A 25,995-nucleotide genomic window follows, 5' to 3' on the forward strand; every position below is an offset into this window, starting at 1 on the left:
TGCAACTAGCGTGCCACAAAAAAAGAACGCGGCCTGGCGCCGCGCGGGAGACTGCATTGGCATGACGGCACCGTGGCGGTGCGCCGGCGCCTTGCATCACGATGGTGCGATGATGCAAAGCGGTGCGACGCACCGCACCGGGGCGTCAGGAGTAGCGGCGGCTGATCGATTCCGCGACGCAGACCGGACGGTCGCTGCCCTCGCGTTCGATCGTGACCTCCCAGGTCGATTGCGCGCCGACCAGGTCCGGGGCATTGGGCGGCGGCGCGATGCGCTCGACCTTCAGCAGCTTGATGCGGGCGCGCAGCCGGCTGCCGACCGGCACCGGCGCGGTGAAGCGCACGCGGTTCAGGCCGTAGTTGACGCCGATCTTGACGCCCGGCATCTGCATCGCGCTCTGCATCAGCGCGGGCAGCAGCGACAGCGTCAGGAAGCCGTGCGCGACCGGGGCGCCGAACGGCGATTCGCGCCGCGCGCGTTCGGGATCGACGTGGATCCACTGATGGTCGCCGGTCGCCTCGGCGAACAGGTTGACCTGGTGCTGCGTGATCTCGGTCCAGTCGCTGACGGCGACCTCCTGCCCCTGCAGGCCCTCGAGTTCTTCCAGCGAAGCGATGGTGCGCATCTTCTCTCCTTGTCCAATGTCGGGCCGGAACGACGGTTCCGGTTCGATGGGGGATTCAGGCCGGCCGGCGGCCGTACATGCCCATGCCCTTGACGGTGCAGACCAGCTCGCCGCGCTGGTTGACCGCCTCCCACTGCGTGTGCACGACGCCGCGATCGGGCTTGGACTGCGACGGCCGCTTGTCCAGCACCGACACGAACACCGTCAGCGTATCGCCGGCATAGACCGGCTTGAGCCAGCGGATCTCGTCGACGCCGGGCGAGCCCATGCTGGCCGACTTCGACGTCATGTTGTCGACCAGCATGCGCATCATCACCGCGCAGGTCATCCAGCCGCTCGAGATCAGGCCGCCGTAGATGCTGCGCTGGGCGGCCTCCTTGTCGACGTGGAAGGGCTGCGGATCGTATTGCGTCGCGAAGCTGACGATCTCGTCCTCGGTGATCAGCCGCGAGCCGAGCTCGCGCCGGCTGCCGACGACGAAGTCTTCGAAGTACATGGTGTCGGACATGGGGTCTCCAGTCTGCTGGGTTGTTCTGGTCCGCCAAAGCAAAAAGCCGCGCCGGACGTTGACGCCCGAGCGCGGCCTGTGTTGCCTCAACGGCTGGCCATCATGCCGCCTGCTGGAATTCCGGCAGGCTGGCGAAGCGGCCAAGATGATGGTCGACATCGCCGAAGGTCGTGTTGATCAGCGTCAGCCGCTTGAACATGTGCGCGGCCGGCAGTTCGTCGGTCACGCCCATGCCGCCGTGGATCTGCACCGCTTCCTGGCCGACCGTGCGCGCGGCCTGGCCGACGCGGGCCTTGGCCGCCGACACATAGCGGCGGCGCTCCTCGGGGCTGGCCTCGTCGAAGCGGGCCGCGGCCAGCAGCGTGATCGAGCGCGACTGCTCGGCATGGATGAACATCTCGACCATGCGATGCTGCAGCGCCTGGAAGCGCGCGATCGGCACGCCGAACTGCTGGCGCGTCTTGGCGTACTCGATGGTGGCGGCGGTCAGCGTGTCCATCACGCCCACGGCCTCGGCGCACAGCAGCACCGCGGCGTAGTCGGCGGTCTGCTCGAGCAGCGCCCAGCCCTGCCCTTCGGCGCCCAGCAGTTCGCCGGCGGCGTCCTGGAAGGTGATATCGGCCGCGTGCAGATTGTCGATGGTGCGGTAGTCGCGGATCGTGACGCCCGGGGCCCTGGCATCGACCAGATACAGCGAGATGCCGTCCTGGTCGGCATTGCCGCCGCCGGTGCGTGCGGACACCACCAGCTTGTCGGCCTGACCGCCGTGGACCGCCACGACCTTGGTGCCGTTCAGCTTGCCGCCCCTGGCGGTCACGCGCACGTCGTTCAGCGCGTAGCGCGCCTCGCGCTCGTTGAACGCGGTGGCCAGCTTGATCTCGCCGCAGGCAACCTGTTCGAGCACGGCGTCCTGGCCGCCGGCCTGCTTCAGCGCGTAGGCCGCGGTCACCGTCGCCAGATACGGCTCGACCACCAGGCCGCGGCCCAGCTCCTGCATTACCACCATCATGTCGATGGCGGTACCGTTGAAGCCGCCCTGCGCCTCGGGCACCGGCAGCGCGGTCAGGCCGAGCTCGACCAGCGCGTTCCAGGCCGCTTCGCTGTAGCCGGTCTCGCTCTTGTAGGCCTTCTTGCGGGACTCGAAGTCGTAGCTCTTGTCGATGAAGCGGCGTACCGCGTCAGCCAGTTGCTTCTGCTCGTCGCTGAGATTGAAGTTCATGGTTCCTGTCTCCTCACAGCCCCAGGATCATCTGGCTGATGATGTTCTTCTGGATTTCGTTGGATCCGCCGTAGATCGAGGTCTTGCGGAAATTGAAGTAGTACGCGGCCAGCGGCGCGGCATCGTCGTAGCCGGTCACGGCATGCTCGGTCTCGCACTCCAGGTAGTCGCGGTCGAACGGCTGCGCGTACGGGCCGACGGCTTCGACCATCAGCTCGGTCAGCATCTGCTGGATCTCGGTGCCCTTGATCTTCAGCAGCGAGGCCTCGGGGCCGGGGCCCTTGCCGGCGCTCTCGCTCGAGACCACGCGCAGCACGGTGATTTCCAGCGCCATCAGCTCGATCTCCAGCGCGGCGACCTTGGCGCCGAATACCGGATCTTCCAGCAGCGGCTTGCCGTTCTTCTGCTGCTGGCGCGCGACGCGCTTCAGGAAGCCCAGCTCGCGCTTGGAATTGCCGACGCGGGCGATGCCGGTGCGCTCATGGCCGAGCAGGTACTTGGCGTAGGTCCAGCCCTTGTTCTCTTCGCCGACGCGGTTCTCGACCGGCACCTTGACGTTGTCGAAGAAGACCTCGTTCACCTCGTGGTCCTCGTCGAGCATGATGATCGGACGCACGGTGATGCCCGGCGTCTTCATGTCGATCAGCAGGAAGGAGATGCCCTCCTGCTTCTTGGCCTCGGGGTCGGTGCGGACCAGGCAGAAGATCATGTCGGCGTGCTGGCCGAGCGTGGTCCAGGTCTTTTGGCCGTTGACGATGTAGTGCTTGCCGTCCGGCGTCAGTTCGGCGCGGGTCTTCAGCGAGGCCAGGTCCGAGCCCGAGCCCGGCTCCGAATAGCCCTGACACCACCAGTCGGTGCAGTCCAGGATGCGCGGCAGGTAGTACGACTTCTGCTGCTCGTTGCCGTACTTCATGATCACCGGCGCGACCATCGCCACGCCGAAAGGCAGCACGCCGGGCGCGCCGACGCGGGCATTTTCCTCATCCCAGATATGGCGCTGGGTCGCGTTCCAGCCGGTGCCGCCAAACTCGACCGGCCAGTGCGGCGCCGACCAGCCCTTGCCCGCCAGGATCTTGTGCCAGCGCACCAGATCGTCGCGGTTGGGCCGGCGGTGATTCAGAATCTTGGCGCGAATGTCCGCCGGCAGGTTGGCTTCCAGCCAGCTGCGCACTTCCTCGCGGAAGGCGTTGTCGGCCGCCGTGTAATTGAGATCCATGCCCGTCTCCAGTGATGCCGGCTGCGGCCGGCAAATTGTTCTGGCCAACGCGCCCTCGCACCGGCGCGAAGGCGGGCACGGGACGCGATTCAGTGAGCCGTCTGCTTCAGCGCATCCGGCACCACGAGCGGAAACGTTTCGATGCCCTCTTCGGCGAGCGCCTGCACTTCCTCCGGCGACGCCGTCCCGCGGATGCCGCGTTCCGGTGCCTCGTCGTAATGCATGCGCCTGGCCTCCTCGGCAAAGCGCGGCCCCACGTCCTCGGTCTGCGCCAGCACCTGCCTGACCGCCTTCAGATACAGCGATTGCAGAACCTGCGCCGCCTGCGGGACCGCCTCCTGTGCCTGCGGTACCGGCGCCCGCGGCGTCGGCGCTCGCTCGGCCGCGCCGGACAGATTCAGGCGCGGGGCGCTCGGCAGCCGCGTCACCGCGTGGTCGCCGCAGACAGGACACTGAACGAGATCGCGCGAAATCTGCGACTGCGCATCCTCCTCCGAAGCAAACCAGCCTTCGAACCGATGGTCATGCGCACAGCGCAGGTCGAGCACCTTCATGATGTTTCCAGCCCGTCAAAGCAATATTAGCCGTGAATCGCAAATTTGTGAACGGTCGTTCTAATTTTTTCCTGACCGGTGCCAGCCCGGAGGCTGGCCTGTCGGGAAGATGGTAGCGCTTCGGCGAATTTAAAGGTGGGCGGCGCTCAGCCCGGCACCTTCTGCTCGCCCGGCTGCCAGGCGCCCGACAGCACCTTTTCCAGCCAGAACGCGCCGATGATGGTCTTGACGTCGGTGATGCGGCCCTGGCGGACCCAGTCGATCACCTGCCCGGCCGGCACGATCAGCGTTTCGAGGAATTCGCCGTCGTCCAGCGCCGCCTCGCCGGCGGTCAGCTCGCGCGCCAGGAACAGGTCGATGAACTCGGTCGAGTACGAGATTACCGGGTGGATGCGGGTCAGGTAGTCCCAGCGCGCGGCGCTGTAGCCGGTTTCCTCGCGCAGCTCGCGCTCGCCGCAGCGCTGCGCCCCTTCCTGGGGGTCGAGCTTGCCGGCCGGGAATTCGAGCATGACCTCGCGCACCGCATAGCGGAACTGGCGCTCCACCAGCACGGTGCCGTCGTCGAACAGCGGGATCATCATCACCGCGCCCGGGTGCTCGACATACTCGCGGCCGGCCTGCTTGCCGTCGGGCAGCCGCACGATGTCCTGCTTCAGCGTCAGAAACTTGCCCCGGTGCAGCGTCGCGGACGCCAGGGGGACTTCCTTCAGATGGTCGTCGCCGCCGGCGTCGAGCGCTTCGGGAGAGACCAGGGAGGCGGCTTTCGAGTGGGATGACGACATGAACCCTCCGGGATGGCGAGGCCGCCGAAGGTCATGCCGGGTTCGGCGTCAGCTCGCGCGATGTTTGACCAGGTACTGCCAGGTGTAGCCGGGGAAGGCGAACACCAGCATCAGGCAGGCGGTGATCGCGTAGAACTGCCAGCCCTGGGCAAAGCGGTTGCCCAGGCCGGCCTCGACCGCGAACCCGACCGCGCCGACCAGCAGATAGTAGACGATCAGCTCGGCGAGCCGCACCCAGAACGGCTTGCGCGGCTTGCCGAGCGGAATGACCGCAAACAGGCGCTGGTTGACGAACGGCAGATTGGCACAGGCCAATGCCAGCAGGATGACAAACCAGCCGCCCGCGGATGCGCTCATTGCGGTTTGGGTGGTATTCGCTTCGTGTGCGCGTCGGCCGGGCGCTCAGGCGCCCAGCGTGGTGCGCACGACCTGGTAGCACAGGTTCATCAGCGCGGCCGGGAAGATGCCCAGCGCGACGATCACCAGGCCGTTCAGGCTCAGCAGCGAACGCAGGCCGCCGGACGCTTCCAGCGTTTCCTCGCCGGCCGGCACGTCGAAGTACATCAGCTTGACGATGCGCAGGTAGTAGAACGCACCGATCAGCGAGAACAGCACCGCCACCACGGCCAGCCACGACATGCCCGCCGCGACCACCGCCTCGAGCACGGCCAGCTTGGCGTAGAAGCCCACGGTCGGCGGGATGCCGGCCAGCGAGAACATCATCACCAGCATCAGCAGCGCGAACCACGGGTTCTTGCGCGACATGCCCTTCAGGTCTTCCAGCGTCTCGGCCTCGAAGCCCTTGTTGGTGCGCAGCAGGATGATGCCGAAGGTGCCCAGCGTGGTCAGCACGTAGGTGACCGCGTAGAACATCGCCGAGCCGTACGCGCTGGCGGCGCCGTCGGTCTGGCCGCCGGCCACGCCCGACAGCATGCCCAGCAGCAGGAAGCCCATGTGCGAGATCGTCGAATACGCCAGCATCCGCTTCAGGTTGCTCTGCACGATCGCGGTCAGGTTGCCGATCGCGAGCGACACCACCGCCAGCACCGACAGCATGACCTGCCAGTCCACCGCCAGCGGCAGCAGGCCTTCGACCAGGATACGCAGCGTCATCGCGAAGGCGGCCAGCTTCGGCGCACCGGCGATCAGCAGCGTCACCGCGGTCGGCGAGCCCTGGTAGATGTCCGGAATCCACATGTGGAACGGCGCGGCGCCCAGCTTGAAGGCCAGGCCGGCGACCAGGAACACCACGCCGAAGGCCAGCATCGTCGTGTTGACGCGGCCGGATTCGACCACGCGGAACACTTCGCCCAGGTTCAGCGAACCGGTGGCACCGTACATCATCGACATGCCGTACAGCAGGAAGCCCGAGGCCAGCGCGCCCAGCACGAAGTACTTCATCGCCGATTCGGACGTCACGCGCGAATCGCGGCGCAGCGCGACCAGCGCGTACGACGACAGCGACAGCAGTTCCACGCCGAGGTACAGCGTCAGGAAGTTGTTGCCGGTGATCATCACGATCTGGCCGCCCAGCGTGAACAGCGCCAGCATGTAGAACTCGCCGGCGTACAGGTCACGGTCGCCGAGGTAGCGGCGGGTGTAGACCAGCGTCACGAACAGCGCCAGCGCCGAGAACGAGGCCAGCACGTTCGCCATCGGGTCGATCACGGCCAGGTTCGAGAAGGCGTAGTGGGTCTCGCCGTTGGCGGCGTTCAGGCCGAACCAGACGGTCAGTACCAGCGTGATCAGCAGCGACAGCGGATAGGCGACGCTCGGGCGGTTCTTGCCGCGCGCGAGGTCGATCCAGTTGACCGCCGCGATGGCGATCGCCAGGAAGATGATCGGGGCGACGGGCGCCCAAGTCGTGGTCGATTCCATGATTCGTTCTCTCCCTGCTTACAGCTTGGACTGCGCCACGTGCGACAGCAGGTTGACCACCGATGCGTGCATCACATCGGTAAAGGGTTTCGGATGCAGGCCCATGTACAGCGTCATCGCGGCCAGCAGGCCCAGCATGACGAACTCGCGCTTGTTCAGGTCGACCAGCTCGGCGACGTGCTGGTGCTTGATATCGCCGAACACCACGCGCTTGACCATCCACAGCGAATAGGCCGCGCCGAGGATCAGCGAGGTGGCCGCCGCCAGGCCGATCCAGAAGTTGTACTGGACGCCGCCCAGGATCACCATCCACTCGCCGACGAAGCCCGAGGTGGCCGGCAGGCCGCTGTTGGCCATCGCGAAGAACACCGCGAAGGCCGCGAACTTCGGCATCGTGTTGACCACGCCGCCGTAGTCGGCGATCTGGCGCGAGTGCACGCGGTCATAGAGCACGCCGATGCAAAGGAACATCGCGCCCGAGATGAAGCCGTGCGAGATCATCTGCACGATGCCGCCCTCGATGCCGATCTCGCTGAAGATGAAGAAGCCCAGCGTGACGAAGCCCATGTGGGCGATCGACGAGTACGCGACCAGCTTCTTCATGTCGGCCTGCACCATCGCCACCAGGCCGATGTAGATCACGGCCACCAGCGAGATCGCGATGATGAACGCGGCCAGGCTGTGGCTGGCGTCCGGCGCGATCGGCAGCGAGAAGCGCAGGAAGCCGTAGGCGCCCAGCTTCAGCATGATCGCGGCCAGCACCACGGAGCCGCCGGTGGGCGCCTCGACGTGGGCGTCGGGCAGCCAGGTGTGGACCGGCCACATCGGCACCTTGACCGCGAAGGCCAGGAAGAACGCCAGGAACAGCAGCACCTGCTCGTTCATCGACAGCCTGGCCTGATGCCATTGCAGGATCTCGAAGCTGCCGGTCTTGTTGTACAGGTACAGCAGCGCGATCAGCGTCAGCAGCGAGCCGAGCAGCGTGTAGAGGAAGAACTTGAAGGCCGCGTAGACCCGGTTGGGACCGCCCCAGACGCCGATGATGATGTACATCGGGATCAGCGTGGCCTCGAAGAACACGTAGAACAGCATGCCGTCGAGCGAGGCGAACACGCCGACCATGATGCCCGACAGGATCAGGAACGAGGCCATGTAGGCCGCCACGCGCTCGGTGATGACTTCCCAGCCGGCGATCACGACGATCACCGTGATGAAGGCGGTCAGCACCACGAACCACATCGAGATGCCGTCGACGCCGAGGTGGTAGTTGATGTTGAAGCGCTCGATCCACGAATACTTCTCGACGAACTGCATCTGCGCGGTGCCGCGGTCGAAGTTCAGAATCAGCGGCAGCGTGACCAGGAAGCTGACGATCGAGCCGAACAACGCGGTCCAGCGGACGAAGCCCGGGCTGCGATCCGAGCCGAAAGCCAGCACCAGCAAGCCGAAAAAGACAGGCAGCCAGATAGCGAAAGAGAGAACCATTTTCGTTGTATTCCTTACTTGGCGCCCACCGCGCTAGCCGAGCCGAAGATCGTGATCGACAGCAGCACCAGCATGCCCAGGATCATCGCGAATGCGTAGTGATAGATATAGCCGGACTGCACGTAGCGGCTGACCGAGGCGACCCAGCCGACCACGCGCGCGGCGCCGTTGACCAGCAGGCCGTCGATCAGGCCCTGGTCGCCGCCCTTCCACAGGCCCGTGCCGAGCAGGCGCGCGCCGCGGGCGAACACCGCCTCGTTGATGGCGTCCATGTAGTACTTGTTGTCGAGCAATTTGTACACGCCGCTGAAGCGCTGCTGGATGGCCGCCGGGATGTCGGGGCGCTTCATGTAGAAGAACCACGACAGCACCACGCCGGCCAGCGCGAGCCACAGCACCGGGGTCTGCAGCGAGTGGATGCCCATCGCGACCCAGCCGTGGAACATCTCGCCCAGCTCGCGCATCGCGTGATGGTTCTCGCCGACGAAGATCACGTTCTGGAAGGCCACGCCGTTCTTGAAGAAGTCGCCGAACAGCATCGGCTCGATCGCGATCGCACCGATCACCACCGACGGGATCGCCAGCAGCACCAGCGGCAGCGTCACGACCCACGGCGACTCGTGCGGCTTCTCGCCCGGCGCCAGGCCGTGGTGATGATCGTCGCCATGCGCCTCTTCCTCTTCCTCGGCGTGGTCGTGGTGCAGGTGCGGCTTGCCGAAGCGCTCCTCGCCGTGGAATACCAGGAAGTACATCCGGAACGAGTAGAACGCGGTGACAAACACGCCCGCCATCACGGCGAAGTAGGCGAAGCCCGAACCGGCGATGTGCGACTCGGCCACGGCCTCGATGATCGAGTCCTTCGAGTAGAAGCCCGAGAAGAACGGCGTGCCGATCAGCGCCAGCGAACCGACCAGCGAGGTGATCCAGGTGATCGGCATGTACTTGCGCAGGCCGCCCATGTTGCGGATGTCCTGGTCATGGTGCATGCCGATGATCACCGAGCCCGCGGCCAGGAACAGCAGCGCCTTGAAGAAGGCGTGGGTCATCAGGTGGAACACCGCGACCTGGTAGGCCGAGGCGCCCAGCGCGACCGTCATGTAGCCCAGCTGCGACAGCGTCGAGTACGCGACCACGCGCTTGATGTCGTTCTGGATGATGCCCAGGAAACCCATGAACAGCGCGGTGATCGCGCCGATCACCAGCACGAAGGACAGCGCGGCGTCGGACAGCTCGAACAGCGGCGACATGCGGCTGACCATGAAGATGCCCGCGGTCACCATGGTGGCCGCGTGGATCAGCGCCGAGATCGGGGTCGGGCCTTCCATCGAGTCCGGCAGCCACACGTGCAGCGGGAACTGCGCCGACTTGCCCATCGCGCCGATGAACAGGCAGATGCAGGCCACCGTCAGCATCATCCAGTCGGTGCCCGGGAAGGTCACGGTCGCCAGCTGGTCGCGCGCGGCGAACACGTCGGTGTAGTTCAGGCTGCCGCTGTAGGCCAGCAGCAGGCCGATGCCCAGGATGAAGCCGAAGTCGCCGACGCGGTTGACCAGGAAGGCCTTCAGGTTGGCGAAGATCGCGGTCGGACGGGTGTACCAGAAGCCGATCAGCAGATACGAGACGAGGCCCACCGCTTCCCAGCCGAAGAACAGCTGCAGGAAGTTGTTGCTCATCACCAGCATCAGCATCGAGAAGGTGAACAGCGAGATGTAGGCGAAGAAACGGTTGTAGCCGGGGTCGCCCTGCATGTAGCCGACGGTGTAGATGTGCACCATCAGCGAGACGAAGGTCACCACCACCATCATCATTGCGGTCAGCGAGTCGACCAGGAAGCCGACCTCCATCTTCAGCGGATGGCCGTTGAACGGCAGCACCATCCACTCATAGACGGTGGCGTTGAAGCTGGCCCCATCCACCATCACGTCGCGCAGCACGAGCAGCGACAGCAGGCAGGCGATCGCCACGCCGAGAATGGTCACGGTGTGGGCGATGGCGCGGCCGGCGCGCGTCTCCGACGAGAACGATCCGAAGAACTTGGTGCCGAACAATCCCGCGATGGCCGCGCCGGCGAGCGGCGCCAGCGGAATCGCGAGCAGCAGGTTGGGGTTGAGCGTGGTTGCCATAGGACGCTTGTTGGTGTGCGGTCGGGTGCGGTCGGTTGGGTGACGTGTTTCGACAGGATCGGCTCGCGGGCATCAGCCCTTGAGCGCATCCAGGTCGTCGACGTTGATCGTGTCCAGATTGCGGAACAGCACGACCAGGATTGCCAGACCGATCGCCGACTCGGCGGCGGCCACCGTCAGGATGAAGAAAACGAAGACTTGGCCGGCCAGATCGCCCAGATAGTGCGAAAAGGCGACGAAGTTCATATTGACCGCCAGCAGCATCAGCTCGATCGCCATCAGCAGCACGATCACGTTCTTGCGGTTCAGGAAGATGCCGACGATGCTGATCGCAAACAGGATCGCACCGAGCACCAGGAAATGGGCGAGAGAGAGCACGTCGTTCCCCGATCTTCAGTTCTTGTTGGCGGCGTCGGCTTGCTCGCCGGCGGCTTGCGCGGTCTGTGCCGGCATCGAGACCAGCCGCACGCGGTCGGCGCGGCGGGTGCGCAGCTGTTCGGACACGTCCTGCGCCTTGGTGTCCTTGCGGCGGCGCAGCGTCAGCGCGACCGCGGCGATGATGGCCACCAGCAGGATGATGCCGGCCACCTCGAAGGCGTAGATGTAGTCGGTGTAGATGACCTGGCCGAGCGCGCCGGTGTTCGAGTAGTCGGAGCCCTGCGGCATCGGCTTGAGCGGCTGCGTGGTGCCGATGAAGTTGCGCACCAGCACGATCGCCATTTCCGCGATGATCAGCGCGCCCACCACCGAGGCCAGCGGCACATAGGTCCAGAAGTCGCGCCGCAGGTGCTCGATATCGATATCGATCATCATCACGACGAACAGGAACAGCACCATCACGGCGCCGACGTAGACCAGCACCAGCAGGATGGCGAGGAATTCGGCCTGCAGCAGCATCCACAGCGCGGCTGCCGTGAAGAACGACAGCACGAGGTACAGCGCCGAGTGCACCGGGTTCTTGGCGGTGATGACTTTCAGTGCGGAGAGCACCAGCACCACTGCGAAGACGTAGAAGATGGTGGTCGTGAATTCCATGGTTCTCGTCGTGCCGCACGGCACAGGCCACCCCCGGCGGCCTGCCCTTGCGGCATCCTTCTAGTTGCCCCTCGCGGGGCCCGATTCAATATGAAGCCTTGCGGCCCGATGCGCGCGCCCGGCGCGATCAGCGGTACTTCGCGTCCGCCGCCTTGGCCGCCGCGATCTGCGGCTCGTAGCGGTCGCCCACCGCGAGCAGCATGTCCTTGGTGAAATACAGGTCGCCGCGCTTCTCGCCGTGGTACTCGAGAATCTGGGTTTCGACGATGGCGTCGACCGGGCAGGCTTCCTCGCAGAAGCCGCAGAAAATGCATTTGGTCAGATCGATGTCGTAGCGCGTGGTACGGCGGGTGCCGTCGGCGCGCACGTCCGACTCGATCGTGATGGCCAGCGCCGGGCAGACCGCTTCGCACAGCTTGCAGGCGATGCAGCGCTCCTCGCCGTTCGGATAGCGGCGCAGCGCGTGCAGGCCGCGGAAGCGCGGCGAGATCGGCGTCTTCTCCTCGGGGAACTGCACCGTGATCTTGCGAGCGAAGAGATAGCGGCCGGTCAAGGCCATGCCCTTGAAGAGTTCCTTCAGGAGCAGGCTGTTGAAGAAGTCCTTGATGGCGAGCAGCATGACGATTGCTTCCTAGTAATTCCACCGGGCGCGGCGCGTGCGCCGCGGCCCGGTTTGGCCCGTCCCGGCCAGCTTCGTGGCCGGGATCGGCGGCGATTTCAGTGCCAGATGTTCCAGGGCGACTTGATCCAGATCGCCACGATGATCAGCCATGCGACGGTCAGCGGAATGAAGACCTTCCAGCCCAGGCGCATGATCTGGTCGTAGCGGTAGCGCGGGAACGAGGCGCGGATCCAGATGAACACCGACAGCAGCAGGAACACCTTGATCAGCAGCCAGAAGAAGCCCGGGATCGCGTTGGTGACCACGCTGTCGACCGGGGGCGCCCAGCCGCCGAGGAACATCAGCGCGGTCATCGTCGAGATGATGATCATGTTGATGTATTCGGCCAGGAAGAACAGCGCGAAGCCCATGCCCGAGTACTCGATCATGTGGCCCGCCACGATTTCCGATTCGCCTTCCACCACGTCGAACGGGTGGCGGTTGGTTTCGGCCACGCCCGAGATGAAGTAGACGCCGAACATCGGCAGCAGCGGCAGCCAGTTCCACGACAGCACGTTCAGGCCCATGTTGGCGAAGTAGCCGGTGTTCTGGCCGTTGACGATCGCCGACAGGTTCAGGCTGCCCGACACCATCAGCACCGTGACCAGTGCGAAGCCCATCGCGATTTCGTACGACACCATCTGCGCGGCGGCACGCATCGCGCCGATGAAGGCGTACTTCGAGTTCGAGGCCCAGCCCGCCAGGATCACGCCGTAGACGCCGACCGAGCTGATCGCCATCACATACAGCAGGCCGGCGTTGACGTCGGCCATCACCACCTCGGCCTGGAACGGGATCACCGCCCAGATCGCCACGGCAGGCATCAGCACCATCAGCGGTGCGATCAGGTACAGGCCCTTGCTGACCTGCGAGGGCGTCATCACTTCCTTGAGCAGCAGCTTCAGCACGTCGGCGATCGGCTGCAGCAGTCCCAGCGGGCCGACCCGGTTCGGCCCGATCCGCACGTGCATCCAGCCGATCAGCTTGCGCTCCCACAGGATCAGGTAGGCCACGCACAGCAGCAGCGGCACCACGATGACCACGGCGCGAATCAGGATCCACAGCGGCGTCCATGCGCCACCGAAGACGGCCTGTCCCTGCGAGGTAATCCAATCGATCATCTTTCTCTCTCGCCTGTCGTATTCGCTTCTTTAAGCCGCGGCCACCGGGGCCAGTTCCACCGCCTTTTCCACCAGCACGGTGCCGAACATCGGCCCGAGGCCGACGGCGGCCGGCGTGGCCGCCGACACGCGCACCGTATTGGCGGGCAGACCTTCCTCGAGCACGGCCGGCAGCACGACGCTGCCCTGCCCTTGCGTCACGCGCACCGGATCGCCGGCGGCCACGCCGAGCGCGGCGAACAGGTCGGCCGACAGGCCCACCTGCATCGCGCGGCGCGCGGCAGCGGTCAGCTGCAGCGAATCGGCACGGCGCACGATCGCATCCGAGTGGTAGATCGGCACGTCGGCGACGCGCTCGATCGCCGGCACGGCACCGTTGGCCGACGGCGCGGCGACCTGGATCGCGGCGGACGTGCGGTTGTTCAGGCGCGGAGCGATCGCTTCGGCCAGCGCTTCGTCGCGGACCGACTCGGCGGTCTCGTAGTCGAAGCCCGGCACGTCGAGCAGATTGCCCAGCACGCGCAGCACCTTCCACGCCGGACGGGTCTCGCCCAGGGGACGCACCACGCCGTTGAAGCTTTGCGGCACGCCTTCGCAGTTCACGTAGGTGCCCGAGGTCTCGCTGAACGGCGCGATCGGCAGGATCACGTCGGCGTATTGCAGCGCGGCGTCGGAGCGGAACGGCGACAGCACGATCACGGTGCCGGCCTGGCTCAGCGCGGCCAGCGCGCGTTGCGGGTCGGCGGTGTCGAACTCGGGTTCGGCGTTCAGCACCACATAGGCCTTGCGCGGCGACTCCAGCATGGCGCGGGCATCGGCCCCGCCCTGGCGCGGCAGCGCGCCGACCAGATGCGCGCCGACGGTGTTGGCCGCTTCGGTCAGGAAGCCCAGCGTGGCGCCGGTGTTGTCCGCGATCCACTGCGCCAGCGCGTGCAGCGCGGCGAATTGCGGATGGCGGACCGCCTCGTTGCCGAGGAACACGGCACGGCGCTCGCCCGACAGCAGGGCCTGCGCGGCCGCCTCGGCCAGCGCGCCACCGTCGAAACCGTCCGTACCGGCCGGAGCGGCGACGCCCTTGGCGGCCGCGACCGCGCGTGCCACGCCGGCCAGCGCGGCGGCCCAGGCCGACGGCGCCACGGCGATGCGCGCCGCCAGCGGCATCAGCAGATCTTCGGGGCTGGCGCCCAGCACGGCGACGCGTGCACCCTTCTTGGCGGCCTGGCGCAGGCGCGAGGCCAGCAGCGGCTGATCCTTGCGCAGCGAGGCGCCGATCACCAGCGCGCCCTGCAGCGTCGACACGTCCGCGATCGGCATGCCGAGCCACGGTGCGCCCGCTACCGGCGCCGAGAAATCGGCCTGGCGCAGGCGGAAGTCGATATTGTCGCTACCGAGGCCGCGCACCAGCTTGCCGAGCAGATAGAGCTCCTCGACGGTGGCGTGCGGGCTGGCCAGCGCGGCGATCTGGTCGGCGCCATGCTCGCGCTTGATGCCGGCCAGGCCGTTGGCGACGTATTCGAGCGCGGTCTGCCAGTCGGTCTCGAGCCACTGGTTGTCCTGCTTGATCATCGGCCGCGTCAGGCGGTCGGCGCTGTTCAGGCCCTCGTACGAGAAACGGTCGCGGTCCGACAGCCAGCATTCGTTGATGGCTTCGTTGTCCAGCGGCAGCACGCGCATCACGCGGTGGTTCTTGGACTGGACGATCAGGTTCGTGCCCAGGCCGTCGTGCGGCGACACCGACTTGCGGCGCGACAGCTCCCACGTCCGCGCGGTGTAGCGGAACGGCTTGCTGGTCAGCGCGCCGACCGGGCACAGGTCGATCATGTTGCCCGACAGCTCGGAGTCCACCGTCTTGCCGACGAAGGTCGTGATCTCGGAGTGCTCGCCGCGGTTCAGCATGCCCAGCTCCATCACGCCGGCCACTTCCTGGCCGAAGCGCACGCAGCGGGTGCAGTGGATGCAGCGCGTCATCTCTTCCATCGAGATCAGGGGGCCCACGTTCTTGTGGAACACCACGCGCTTCTCTTCCTTGTAGCGCGATTCGGAGGCGCCGTAGCCGACCGCCAGATCCTGCAGCTGGCATTCGCCGCCCTGATCGCAGATCGGGCAATCGAGCGGGTGATTGATCAGCAGGAATTCCATCACCGACTTCTGGGCCTTGACCGCCTTCTCCGAGTTGGTGAAGACCTTCATGCCCGCGGTAACCGGCGTGGCGCAGGCCGGCAGCGCCTTCGGCGCCTTTTCGACCTCGACCAGACACATGCGGCAGTTGGCCGCGATGGACAGCTTGCGGTGATAGCAGAAGTGCGGGATGTAGGTGCCCAGCTTGCGGGCCGCTTCCATCACCAGGCTGCCTTCCGCAACCTCAACCTTCTTGCCGTCGATTTCGAGTTCAACCATGTTCTGCCACGCTTAGATGTAGGCCGGAACCATGCACTGCTTGTGTTCGACGTGATATTCGAACTCTTTCCAGTAGTGCTTGAGCATGCCGCGGACCGGCATCGCCGCCGCATCGCCGAGCGCGCAGATGGTGCGGCCCATGATGTTTTCGGCAACGTTGTTGAGCAGGTCCAGGTCTTCCTGGCGGCCTTCACCATGCTCGATGCGGTTCACCATGCGGTAGAGCCAGCCGGTGCCTTCGCGGCACGGCGTGCACTGGCCGCACGATTCTTCGAAGTAGAAATAGGACAGGCGCAGCAGCGAGCGAACCATGCAGCGCGTCTCGTCCATCACGATCACCGCGCCCGAGCCCAGCATCGAGCCGGCCTTGGCGATCGAGTCGTAGTCCATGTCGGACGCCATCATCAGGTCCGCCGGTACCACCGGCGCCGACGACCCGCCCGGGATCACGGCCTTGAGCTTCTTGCCGCCGCGCATGCCGCCGGCCAGTTCCAGCAGCGTCGCGAACGGCGTGCCGAGCGGAATCTCGTAGTTGCCGGGACGCTCGACGTCGCCCGAGACCGAGAAGATCTTGGTGCCGCCGTTGTTCGGCTTGCCCATCTTCAGGTAATTCTCGGGACCGACGGCCAGCAGGAACGGCACCGCGGCGAAGGTCTCGGTGTTGTTGATCGTGGTCGGCTTGCCGTACAGGCCGAAGCTGGCCGGGAACGGCGGCTTGAAGCGCGGCTGGCCCTTCTTGCCTTCCAGCGATTCGAGCAGCGCGGTTTCCTCGCCGCAGATGTAGGCGCCATAGCCGTGGTGGGCATGCAGCTGGAAGCTGAAGCCCGAGCCCAGGATGTTGTCACCCAGGAAGCCGGCCGCGCGCGCCTCTTCGAGGGCTTCCTCGAAGATCTTGTACTCGTTCCAGATCTCGCCGTGGATGTAGTTGTAGCCCACGGTGATGCCCATCGCGTACGCGCCGATGGCCATGCCTTCGATCAGCGCGTGCGGGTTGTAGCGGATGATGTCGCGATCCTTGAACGTGCCAGGCTCGCCCTCGTCGGTATTGCAGACCAGGTACTTCTGGCCCGGGAACTGACGCGGCATGAAGCTCCACTTCAGGCCGGTGGGGAAGCCCGCGCCGCCGCGGCCGCGCAGGCCCGAGGCCTTGACGTCGGCGATCACCTGCTCGGGCGGCACCTTCTCGGTCAGGATGCGCTTGAGCTGCTGATAGCCGCCGCGCTTGACGTAGTCTTCCAGATGCCAGTTCTTGCCATCCAGCCCGGCCAGGATCAGCGGCTGGATATGGCGGTCGTGCAGACAGGTCATATTACTTGTCCCCCTTGGCAGCGGCTTCGGCCTTGAGCTCGTCGACCAGCGCGTCGAGCTTGGCGTCGCTCATGAAGCTGCACATGCGGGTGTTGTTGACGATCATCACCGGGGCGTCGCCGCAGGCGCCCATGCACTCGCCTTCCTTCAGCGTGAAGGTGCCGCACGGGGTCGTCTCGTTGTAGTCGATGCCCAGCTTGCGCTTCAGGTACTCGCCGGCACGCTCGCCGCCGGACAGTGCGCAAGGCAGGTTGGTACAGACGGTCAGCTTGTAGCGGCCGACCGGCTTGGTGTCGTACATGTTGTAGAAGGTGGCCACTTCCTCCACCCACACCGGCGGCATGTCGAGGTACTTGGCCACGAATTCCATGACTTCCGGGGACACCCAGCCCACTTCGCCCTGCGCCACGGCCAATGCCGCCATCACGGCCGATTGCTTCTGGTCGGCCGGATACTTGGCGATCGCGCGATCGATTTCCTTGAGAGCTTCTGCTGATAGCATGGTCGTTGCCGTGGTGTTGCCTAATGCGCCGATTTACAAGCGAAACGCGCCAGCCGGTGGCGCGGTCCGCATCAGTTGCAGCCGTCGCTGCGTTGTCCTCGCAGGCATGAGCCCCATGCCGGCTTGCCGCGGTCGGTCCGGATCGTCGTCCGGCGGCGGCACGTCGTTAGCGGTCGATCTCGCCGAACACGATGTCCTGCGTACCGATGATCGTCACCGCATCCGCGATCATGTGGCCCTTGGCCATTTCGTCGAGCGCGGCCAGGTGGGCAAAGCCCGGTGCGCGGATCTTCAGACGGTACGGCTTGTTCGCGCCATCGGAAATCGCGTAGATGCCAAACTCGCCCTTCGGGTGCTCCACCGCCGCGTAGGTCTCGCCCTCCGGCACGCGAATGCCTTCGGTGAAGAGCTTGAAATGGTGGATCAGCTCTTCCATGTTCGACTTCATGTCGACGCGCGACGGCGGCGTGACCTTGTGGTTGTCGCTCATCACCGGGCCGGGATTGCGGCGCAGCCAGTCGACGCATTGCTTGATGATGCGGTTGGACTGGCGCATTTCTTCCACCCGCACCAGATAGCGCGCATAGCAGTCGCCGCCCACGCCGACCGGCACGTCGAAGTCGAGCTTGTCGTAGACCTCGTAGGGCTGTTTCTTGCGCAGGTCCCACTCGATCCCGGAGCCGCGCAGCATCGGGCCGGTAAAGCCCATCTGCAGCGCGCGTTCCGGGCTGACCACGCCGATGCCGACCAGTCGCTGCTTCCAGATCCGGTTGTCGGTCAGCAGCGTCTCGTACTCGTCGACGTACTTCGGGAACCGGTTGGTGAAGTCCTCGATGAAGTCGAGCAGCGAGCCGGAGCGCGCCTCGTTCATCGCCTTGATCGCCCGCTCGTTGTGGACCTTGGACGCCTTGTATTGCGGCATCGTGTCGGGCAGGTCGCGATAGACGCCGCCCGGACGATAGTAGGCCGCGTGCATCCGCGCGCCCGACACCGCCTCGTACATGTCGAACATGTCCTCGCGCTCGCGGAACGCGTACAGGAACACCGCCATCGCGCCGACGTCGAGCGCGTGCGAGCCGATCCACATCAGATGGTTCAGCAGGCGCGTGATCTCGTCGAACATCACGCGGATGTACTGCGCGCGGATCGGCACGTCGATGCCGACCAGCTTCTCGATCGCCATCACGTAGGCGTGTTCGTTGGCCATCATCGACACGTAGTCGAGACGATCCATGTACGGCACGCTCTGGATCCAGGTCTTCTGCTCGGCCAGCTTCTCGGTGGCACGGTGCAGCAGGCCGATGTGCGGGTCGGCGCGCTGGATCACTTCGCCGTCCAGCTCCAGCACCAGGCGCAGCACGCCGTGCGCCGCCGGGTGCTGCGGACCGAAGTTCAGGGTGTAATTCTTGATATCTGCCATCGCGGGTTCTCAGTGCCGGTCAGTGCTTCAGGCCGCCGTAGTTTTCCTCGCGGATCACCCGTGGCGTCAGCTCGCGCGGTTCGATCGTGACCGGCTGATAGATGACGCGCTTCTGCTCGGGGTCGTAGCGCATCTCGACATAGCCGGACACCGGGAAGTCCTTGCGGAACGGATGGCCGACGAAACCGTAGTCGGTCAGGATGCGGCGCAGGTCCGGATGGCCTTCGAAGATGATGCCGAAGAAGTCGAACGCCTCGCGCTCGAACCAGTTGACCGAGTTCCACACGTCGATCAGCGACGGGATCACCGGCATGTCGTCGTCCGGCGCGAACACGCGCACGCGCAGGCGCCAGTTATGCGTCAGCGACAGCAGATGCGAGATCGCGGCGAAACGCGGACCGTCCCAGGCGCCGTCGCCATAGGTGGAATAGTCGACGCCGCACAGGTCGATCAGCTGCTCGAAACGCAGCGACGGATCGTCGCGCAGGATGCGGGCCACTTCGAGGTAGTCGTCGGCCTTGACGATCAGCGTCAGCTGGTCGAACGACTCCACCAGCTTGCCGATGCGATTGCCGAGCGCCTTCTCCAGCGCGGACTTCAGGGTATCGAGCTTGGCCATGTCAACCCTTGCGCGCGATGGTGTTGGTGCGGCGGATCTTGTTCTGCAGCTGGATGATGCCGTAGATCAGCGCTTCGGCCGTCGGCGGGCAGCCCGGCACGTAGATGTCGACCGGCACGATCCGGTCGCAACCGCGCACCACCGAATACGAGTAGTGATAGTAGCCGCCGCCGTTGGCGCACGAGCCCATCGAGATGACCCAGCGCGGCTCGGCCATCTGGTCGTACACCTTGCGCAGGGCGGGGGCCATCTTGTTGCACAGCGTGCCGGCCACGATCATCACGTCCGACTGGCGCGGCGACGGGCGGAAGATCACGCCGAAGCGGTCCATGTCGTAGCGCGCGGCGCCGGCATGCATCATTTCCACGGCACAGCAGGCCAGGCCGAAGGTCATCGGCCACAGCGACCCGGTGCGGGTCCAGTTGATCAGCTTGTCAGCGGTAGTCGTGACGAAGCCTTCGTTCAGAACGCCTTCGATTGCCATTTCACATCACTCCCAATCGAGCGCGCCCTTTTTCCAGATGTAGACGAAGCCCACGATGAATTCCAGCAGAAACACGCCCATGGCGATGAAACCCGGCCAGCCGATGTCCTGTAGGGCGACGCCCCACGGGAAAAGGAAAGCGGTTTCGAGATCGAACAGAATGAAAAGGATGGCGATGAGGTAATAGCGCACGTCGAACTTCATGCGCGCGTCCTCGAACGCTTCGAAGCCGCACTCGTAGGGCGAGAGCTTGGCGGCGTCGGGCTTGTTCGGACCCAGGATCCGGCCGATCGACATCAGCGCGAGGCCGAGCACCACGCCGAAGATGATGAAGATGAGAACGGGGAAATAGGCTTCGAGATTCAAGGTACGGCCAGCCTTATCTGGAATGTTGTCAACAGCACCAGCTGAAGCGGCGTCCTGTTGCCCACCCCAAGCGCCCAACGCCATTGCGCAGACATCACGGCGCCGCCTTGCGGACTGCCGGAGCCCCTCACCGGGGCATTGCCCGGGAGCAGACTCCGATCAAGTTGTTTGGTGCCGACGGCGAGACTCGAACTCGCACAGCTTTCGCCACTACCCCCTCAAGATAGCGTGTCTACCAATTTCACCACGTCGGCTGGGGGAGAAACAATATTGCCTGGCGCCGGGTTTCAAGCCCTTCGGTATGCTGGTTTTGCGGCCATTTTTGCTATTTGGCTGCACCGCCAGGAACCGTCGCTGGGGAATCGTTTCAAGCCCTGCATTCTAACCCATGATCGCCACTTTGTTCAATGCACAAGTGCAAAATGTTCGGCAATCCCGGGCGCAAATGCCGGATTATTTCGGCACGGCGGGAGCCGCCGGCACCGATGCGGCAGCGGCCGGGGCCGATGCAGCCGGCACCGAGGCGGCCGGGGCCGGAGCGGTCTGCGGAGCCGCGCCCATCACGCCCAGCGAGGCCGACGGACGGTAGTTGCCCAGCAGCGTCAGCGCCAGCGTGCAGACGAAGAACAGCGTGGCCAGCACGGCCGTGGTGCGCGACAGGAAGTTGGCCGAGCCGGTGGCGCCGAACAGGCTGCCCGAGGCGCCCGAGCCGAACGCCGCGCCGACGTCGGCGCCCTTGCCGTGCTGCAGCAGCACCAAGCCGATCACGCCCAGTGCCGACAGCACCTGCGCGACCATCAATAGAGTTTTCAGAATTGCCATGGATTCGATTCGCTTGCCTGATTCAGACGGTCGGTGCGGCCGGCATCAGGCGTTGCCGATCGCGAGAAAATCTTCGGTTTTGAGCGAGGCGCCGCCGATCAGGCCGCCGTCGATATCGGCCATCGAGAACAGCTCGGCCGCATTGTCCGGCTTGACGCTGCCGCCGTACAGGATCGCCATGCGCTGCGCCACGCCGGCGTCGCGCGCAGCCACCTGGGCCCGCAGGAAGGCGTGCACGGCCTGGGCCTGCTCCTTGCTGGCGGTCTTGCCGGTACCGATGGCCCAGACCGGCTCGTAGGCCAGCACCACGCGACCCAGCTGCTCCACCGACAGCGCGTCCAGCACGGCCTGCAGCTGCCGGCCGACCACGGCCTCGGTTTCGCCCGCCTCGCGCTGCGCCAGCGTCTCGCCGACGCAGATCACCGGCACGATGCCGAATTCGAGGGCCCGCAGCGCCTTGGCGGCGACAGCGGCATCGCTCTCGCCATGATAGGTGCGGCGCTCGGAATGCCCCACCAGCACGTAGCTGACGCCGAACTCGGCCAGCATCGACGCCGCCACCTCGCCGGTGAACGCGCCGCGCGCCTCGGCCGACACGTCCTGGGCGCCCCAGGCGACCTGGCTGCCCGCCAGCAACGCCTGGCACTGCGCCAGATAGGGGAACGGCGCGCACACCGCGAGGCTGGCACCCGCAGGGGCGCCGGCCTTGACACCGTTCAGCAGGGCCTCGTTGGCAGCCAGGCTGCCATGCATCTTCCAGTTGCCGATGACGAGCTTTTGTCTCACGAAAGCGCCTCTCAAAATCAAACCCGCTATTCTACCGTGCGCGGGGACGGGGCGCTACGCCGATCGGCCGGAAAGCGCGCGAATCCGGCGCCCGACCAAGCCAGCCCCGGTCAGCCCCGGTCAGTCCCGGTCAGCCCCGGCGAGCCCCGGTCAGCCCCGGCGAGCCCCGGCCAGCCCCGGCCAGCCCAGGCCAGCCCAGGCCAGCCCAGGCCAGCCCAACCCCGCCCCAGCCATCGGCCCGGTCCTGCACGGTCCCGCCCAGCGCCGTCCAATCCATCAGCCCGGCCCGATGGCCGCGCCGAGCCGAGCCGGGCCCGGCCCGGCCACCCGTTACCAGGTCAGCACGATCTTGCCGACATGCTCGCTCGACTCCATCAGACGATGGGCGTCGGCGGCCTGCGCGGCCGGGAACACCTGGTGGATCACCGGCTTGATGCTGCCGTCGGCCAGCAGCGGCCACACCTGCTCGTGCAGCGCGCGGGCGATCTCGCCCTTGAACGAGGCCGGGCGCGGCCGCAGCGTGGAGCCGGTGACGGTGATGCGGCGGCGCAGGATGTCGCCGAGCGGAATCTCCGCCTTGGCACCGCCGAGCAGCGCGATGATGACGATGCGGCCATCGTCGGCGATGCACGACAGCTCGCGCGCCAGATACGGGCCGGCCACCATGTCGAGGATCACGTCGACACCGCGGCCGCCGGTCAGCGTCTTGACCTCGGCGGCGAAGTCCTGCGTCTTGTAGTTGATCGCGCGGTCGGCGCCGAGTGCCTCGCAGGCACGGCACTTCTCGTCGCTGCCGGCGGTGACGAAGACCTTGTGGCCGAGCGCCTTGGCGATCTGGATCGCGGTGGTACCGATGCCGCTCGAACCGCCCTGGATCAGCAGCGTCTCGTCCTTGCCGCGCGGGCCGCGTCCAAGATAGCCGCGGTCGAACACATTGCTCCACACCGTGAAGAAGGTCTCGGGCAAGGCCGCGGCCTCGATATCGCTCAGGCCCTGCGGCACGGGCAGGCACTGCGCCAGCGGCGCGGTGCACAGCTGCGCGTAGCCACCGCCCTGCACCAGCGCGCACACGCGGTCGCCGACCTTCAGGCCGAAGCGATTGTCCGGATGCGACAGATCGCCGCCGACGATCTCGCCCGCGACCTCGAGACCGGGCAGATCGGAGGCCCCCGGCGGCACCGGATAGTTGCCGGTACGCTGGAACACGTCGGGCCGGTTGACGCCGGCCGCGGCAACGCGGATCAGGACTTCACCGGGACCGGGCGCCGGATCGGGGCGCTCGGTCGGCTGCAACACGTCGGGGCCGCCGTATTCGCGGATCTCGATGGCTTGCATGCTGGCTCCTTGAAAACTGAAACCGCGCCTGGCGCGCGGTAGGGATGCGGAAAGGGAAAAAAGAAAGCGCGAACGATCGCGCCTGCCCTGAGGGACTGGCGGCAGTGTAAACAAAAAAACGGCCGGGCATCGCCCAGCCGTTTTTCCACACGCATTGCGTCCGACCGAGAAGCCGTCGCCCCGCTTGCGCGGAACGGCGGCCCCGGACCGGCTTACTGCTGCTCGCCGCCCGTCGGTTCGGCCGGCGCTGCCGGCGCTTCGGCGTTGGCCAGCGGGGCGATCGAACCGCCCTCCTCGGCCATCGCCGCCTTCAGCGACAGACGCAGGCGGCCCTTCTCGTCAGCCTGGATCAGCTTGACGCGGACCTGCTGGCCTTCCTTCAGCCAGTCCTTGATGTCCTTGACGCGCTCGTTGACGATCTCCGAGATATGCAGCAGACCGTCCTTGCCCGGCAGGATGTTGACGATGGCGCCGAAGTCCAGCAGCTTCAGCACGGTGCCGTTGTAGATCTTGCCCACTTCGGCTTCCGCGGTGATGCCCTCGATGCGGCGCTTGGCCTCGGCCATGCCCTCGGTCGAGGTCGACGCGATCGTGATCGTGCCGTCTTCCTGGATGTCGATGGTCGTGCCGGTTTCCTTGGTCAGCGCCTGGATGGTCGAGCCGCCCTTGCCGATGACCTCGCGGATCTTGTCCGGATGGATCTTCATCGTGATCATGCGCGGCGCGTGCTCCGACAGTTCGGTGCGCGCATGGCCCATCGCTTCCTGCATCTTCGACAGGATATGCAGGCGGCCTTCCTTGGCCTGCGCCAGCGCGACCTGCATGATCTCCTTGGTGATGCCCTGGACCTTGATGTCCATCTGCAGCGCGGTGATGCCGTTGTCGGTACCCGCCACCTTGAAGTCCATGTCGCCGAGGTGGTCCTCGTCGCCCAGGATGTCGGTCAGCACGGCAAACTTGTTGCCTTCCAGGATCAGGCCCATGGCCACGCCGGCCACGTGCGCCTTGACCGGAACGCCGGCGTCCATCAGCGCCAGGCAGCCGCCGCAGACCGAAGCCATCGACGACGAGCCGTTCGACTCGGTGATTTCCGAGACCAGGCGGATCGTGTAGGCGAACTCGTCCTCGGCCGGCAGCACCGGAATCAGCGCGCGCTTGGCCAGACGGCCGTGGCCGATCTCGCGGCGCTTGGGCGAACCGACGCGGCCCGTTTCGCCGGTGGCGAACGGGGGCATGTTGTAGTGGAGCATGAAGCGGTCGCGGTATTCGCCGGCCAGCGCGTCGATGATCTGCTCATCGCTCTTGGTGCCCAGCGTGGCCACCACCAGCGCCTGCGTCTCGCCGCGGGTGAACAGCGCCGAGCCGTGCGCGCGCGGCAGCACCGACGAGCGGATCTCGATCGGGCGCACGGTGCGCGTGTCGCGGCCGTCGATGCGCGGCTCGCCGGCCAGCACCTGGCCACGGACGATCTTGGCTTCCAGATCGAACAGGATGTTGCCGACCTCGACCTTGTCGAACTCGACGCCGGCTTCGGCCAGACGGGCCTCGACCGCGGCGTAGGCTTCCTTGACCTTCTGCGAACGCGCCGACTTCTGGCGGATCTGATAGGCCTCCTGCAGCAGCGGCGAACCGACCTCGGCAACCTTGGCGATCAGCGCCTCGTTCTTGGGCGCCGGCGCCCAGTTCCACTCGGGCTTGCCCCCTTCGCGCACCAGCTCGTGGATCGCGTTGATCGCGACCTGCATCTGCTCGTGGCCGTAGACCACGGCGCCCAGCATCACGTCCTCGGACAGCTGGTTGGCTTCCGATTCGACCATCAGCACGGCACGCTCGGTGCCGGCAACGACCAGGTCGAGGTCCGAGCTGGCCAGCTGGCTGCGGGTCGGGTTCAGCAGGTACTGGCCGTTCTGGTAGCCGACGCGGGTGGCGCCGACCGGGCCGTTGAACGGAATGCCAGAGACCGCCAGCGCGGCCGAGGCGCCGATCAGCGCCGGGATATCGGCCGGCACTTCGGGGTTCAGCGAGACGACGTGGATCACCACCTGCACGTCGTTATAGAAGCCTTCCGGAAACAGCGGACGCAGCGGACGGTCGATCAGGCGCGAGGTCAGCGTCTCGTTCTCCGACGGACGGCCTTCGCGCTTGAAGAAGCCGCCCGGGATCTTGCCGGCGGCATAGGTCTTCTCGATGTAGTCGACCGTCAGCGGGAAGAAATCCTGGCCCGGCTTGGGCTGCTTGGCGGCCACCACGGTGGCGAGCACCACGGTGTCCTCGACATCGACGAGCACCGCGCCGCCGGCCTGGCGGGCGATTTCGCCGGTTTCCATGCGGACCGTATGCTGGCCCCACTGGAATTGCTTGACGACCTTATTGAACATGGACATGAGCGTTCCCCTGTGTGCTTGCACGGCGACGGGCCATCGGGCCCGCCGGCGTGCCGGCGCCCGCGTGATGCAGCCGCGGGCATTGCTGCCGGATCGCTGTCAGGCGCGGTCGCAGGGAAGTGCTATGCCATTCCAGCGCGTCACCGCGGTCGCCGCCGCGGCATCGATGCACGACGATCGACGCGCAGCGATCAAGGTGAAACGATCGCTGCCGATATTCGATGAGGCGCTGGAATGACACAAGGCCCTGTTTCCTTGCCGGACTCCGGTGTCATGAATGAAAAGAACGAATTAACTTACTCCGTTGCGCATCGTGGCGCAACGGCAACGGCGCCCGGTCAAGCCGGCCGCCCGCGGCGTCATTC

At 66.0% G+C, this 25,995-nt stretch carries 26 protein-coding genes and 1 tRNA gene; 1 reads left to right on the forward strand and 26 read right to left on the reverse strand.

What is annotated here, in order from left to right:
• Positions 1-145: 145 nt before the first annotated feature.
• From K7G19_RS22050 to pnp, 26 genes are all read right to left on the reverse strand, one after another.
• Positions 146-625 carry a MaoC family dehydratase gene (locus K7G19_RS22050; protein WP_006576677.1) on the reverse strand — a complete coding sequence of 160 codons (480 nt, stop codon included), beginning with the start codon at positions 623-625 and terminating at the stop codon, positions 146-148.
• 55 nt (positions 626-680) lie between these two features.
• Complete coding sequence (locus K7G19_RS22055) at positions 681-1,133, reverse strand: MaoC family dehydratase (RefSeq protein WP_149319371.1); 453 nt, start codon at positions 1,131-1,133, stop codon at positions 681-683.
• 100 nt (positions 1,134-1,233) lie between these two features.
• Positions 1,234-2,352 (reverse strand): acyl-CoA dehydrogenase family protein, encoded by a 1,119-nt coding sequence (locus K7G19_RS22060; RefSeq protein ID WP_226109158.1) that lies wholly within the window; start codon positions 2,350-2,352, stop codon positions 1,234-1,236.
• A 13-nt stretch (positions 2,353-2,365) separates the two neighbouring features.
• Positions 2,366-3,568, reverse strand: a complete 1,203-nt coding sequence (locus K7G19_RS22065) for an acyl-CoA dehydrogenase family protein (protein WP_149319373.1) — start codon at positions 3,566-3,568, stop codon at positions 2,366-2,368.
• Positions 3,569-3,657: 89 nt separating this feature from the next.
• The gene (locus tag K7G19_RS22070; protein ID WP_226109160.1) at positions 3,658-4,122 is read right to left on the reverse strand and encodes a DUF1178 family protein; all 465 of its coding nucleotides are present in this window, start codon (positions 4,120-4,122) and stop codon (positions 3,658-3,660) included.
• Between the two features lie 146 nt (positions 4,123-4,268).
• Complete coding sequence (locus K7G19_RS22075; RefSeq protein ID WP_223819859.1) at positions 4,269-4,904, reverse strand: NUDIX domain-containing protein; 636 nt, start codon at positions 4,902-4,904, stop codon at positions 4,269-4,271.
• A gap of 48 nt (positions 4,905-4,952) precedes the next feature.
• Complete coding sequence (locus K7G19_RS22080) at positions 4,953-5,261, reverse strand: DUF2818 family protein (protein WP_053821445.1); 309 nt, start codon at positions 5,259-5,261, stop codon at positions 4,953-4,955.
• 45 nt (positions 5,262-5,306) lie between these two features.
• Positions 5,307-6,782 (reverse strand): NADH-quinone oxidoreductase subunit NuoN, encoded by a 1,476-nt coding sequence (gene nuoN / locus K7G19_RS22085; protein WP_149319375.1) that lies wholly within the window; start codon positions 6,780-6,782, stop codon positions 5,307-5,309.
• Between the two features lie 18 nt (positions 6,783-6,800).
• Entirely contained in the window at positions 6,801-8,267 is a 1,467-nt protein-coding gene (locus K7G19_RS22090) for an NADH-quinone oxidoreductase subunit M (protein ID WP_149319376.1), read from the reverse strand.
• Between the two features lie 14 nt (positions 8,268-8,281).
• Positions 8,282-10,390, reverse strand: a complete 2,109-nt coding sequence (nuoL, locus tag K7G19_RS22095) for an NADH-quinone oxidoreductase subunit L (protein ID WP_150084777.1) — start codon at positions 10,388-10,390, stop codon at positions 8,282-8,284.
• A 72-nt stretch (positions 10,391-10,462) separates the two neighbouring features.
• Positions 10,463-10,768 (reverse strand): NADH-quinone oxidoreductase subunit NuoK, encoded by a 306-nt coding sequence (nuoK, locus tag K7G19_RS22100; RefSeq protein WP_006576687.1) that lies wholly within the window; start codon positions 10,766-10,768, stop codon positions 10,463-10,465.
• 15 nt (positions 10,769-10,783) lie between these two features.
• On the reverse strand, positions 10,784-11,425 hold the full coding sequence (locus tag K7G19_RS22105) for an NADH-quinone oxidoreductase subunit J (RefSeq protein ID WP_149319378.1): 642 nt from the start codon (positions 11,423-11,425) through the stop codon (positions 10,784-10,786).
• A 127-nt stretch (positions 11,426-11,552) separates the two neighbouring features.
• Positions 11,553-12,044 carry an NADH-quinone oxidoreductase subunit NuoI gene (gene nuoI / locus K7G19_RS22110; protein ID WP_149319379.1) on the reverse strand — a complete coding sequence of 164 codons (492 nt, stop codon included), beginning with the start codon at positions 12,042-12,044 and terminating at the stop codon, positions 11,553-11,555.
• A 98-nt stretch (positions 12,045-12,142) separates the two neighbouring features.
• A complete protein-coding gene (gene nuoH, locus K7G19_RS22115) occupies positions 12,143-13,207 on the reverse strand; it encodes an NADH-quinone oxidoreductase subunit NuoH (protein WP_150084776.1) in 1,065 nt (354 codons plus the stop codon).
• A gap of 30 nt (positions 13,208-13,237) precedes the next feature.
• Positions 13,238-15,604: an NADH-quinone oxidoreductase subunit NuoG gene (gene nuoG / locus K7G19_RS22120; protein ID WP_226109162.1), complete on the reverse strand. Its 2,367-nt coding sequence runs from the start codon at positions 15,602-15,604 to the stop codon at positions 13,238-13,240.
• Between the two features lie 12 nt (positions 15,605-15,616).
• On the reverse strand, positions 15,617-16,912 hold the full coding sequence (gene nuoF / locus K7G19_RS22125) for an NADH-quinone oxidoreductase subunit NuoF (protein ID WP_053821438.1): 1,296 nt from the start codon (positions 16,910-16,912) through the stop codon (positions 15,617-15,619).
• 1 nt (position 16,913) lies between these two features.
• Positions 16,914-17,414 (reverse strand): NADH-quinone oxidoreductase subunit NuoE, encoded by a 501-nt coding sequence (nuoE, locus tag K7G19_RS22130; RefSeq protein ID WP_149319382.1) that lies wholly within the window; start codon positions 17,412-17,414, stop codon positions 16,914-16,916.
• A gap of 166 nt (positions 17,415-17,580) precedes the next feature.
• Complete coding sequence (locus tag K7G19_RS22135; RefSeq protein ID WP_149319383.1) at positions 17,581-18,834, reverse strand: NADH-quinone oxidoreductase subunit D; 1,254 nt, start codon at positions 18,832-18,834, stop codon at positions 17,581-17,583.
• 19 nt (positions 18,835-18,853) lie between these two features.
• The gene (locus K7G19_RS22140; protein ID WP_149319384.1) at positions 18,854-19,453 is read right to left on the reverse strand and encodes an NADH-quinone oxidoreductase subunit C; all 600 of its coding nucleotides are present in this window, start codon (positions 19,451-19,453) and stop codon (positions 18,854-18,856) included.
• Position 19,454: 1 nt separating this feature from the next.
• On the reverse strand, positions 19,455-19,937 hold the full coding sequence (locus tag K7G19_RS22145; RefSeq protein WP_006156837.1) for an NADH-quinone oxidoreductase subunit B family protein: 483 nt from the start codon (positions 19,935-19,937) through the stop codon (positions 19,455-19,457).
• A 6-nt stretch (positions 19,938-19,943) separates the two neighbouring features.
• Positions 19,944-20,303 carry an NADH-quinone oxidoreductase subunit A gene (locus tag K7G19_RS22150; RefSeq protein ID WP_144828915.1) on the reverse strand — a complete coding sequence of 120 codons (360 nt, stop codon included), beginning with the start codon at positions 20,301-20,303 and terminating at the stop codon, positions 19,944-19,946.
• A 169-nt stretch (positions 20,304-20,472) separates the two neighbouring features.
• Positions 20,473-20,557 (reverse strand) — tRNA-Leu (locus tag K7G19_RS22155).
• Between the two features lie 199 nt (positions 20,558-20,756).
• Entirely contained in the window at positions 20,757-21,125 is a 369-nt protein-coding gene (secG, locus tag K7G19_RS22160; RefSeq protein ID WP_226109164.1) for a preprotein translocase subunit SecG, read from the reverse strand.
• Positions 21,126-21,170: 45 nt separating this feature from the next.
• Complete coding sequence (gene tpiA, locus K7G19_RS22165; RefSeq protein WP_149319386.1) at positions 21,171-21,911, reverse strand: triose-phosphate isomerase; 741 nt, start codon at positions 21,909-21,911, stop codon at positions 21,171-21,173.
• A gap of 330 nt (positions 21,912-22,241) precedes the next feature.
• A complete protein-coding gene (locus K7G19_RS22170) occupies positions 22,242-23,246 on the reverse strand; it encodes an NAD(P)H-quinone oxidoreductase (RefSeq protein WP_149319387.1) in 1,005 nt (334 codons plus the stop codon).
• Between the two features lie 212 nt (positions 23,247-23,458).
• Complete coding sequence (gene pnp, locus K7G19_RS22175) at positions 23,459-25,630, reverse strand: polyribonucleotide nucleotidyltransferase (RefSeq protein WP_226109166.1); 2,172 nt, start codon at positions 25,628-25,630, stop codon at positions 23,459-23,461.
• Here pnp and K7G19_RS22180 point away from each other — a divergent pair.
• Positions 25,629-25,868, forward strand: coding sequence for a hypothetical protein (locus K7G19_RS22180; RefSeq protein WP_149319389.1), 240 nt, complete (start codon positions 25,629-25,631; stop codon positions 25,866-25,868). The genes pnp and K7G19_RS22180 overlap by 2 nt on opposite strands.
• Positions 25,869-25,995 lie beyond the last annotated feature (127 nt).

Source organism: Cupriavidus sp. DB3, from assembly GCF_020418465.1.
GTDB lineage: Bacteria > Pseudomonadota > Gammaproteobacteria > Burkholderiales > Burkholderiaceae > Cupriavidus > Cupriavidus cauae.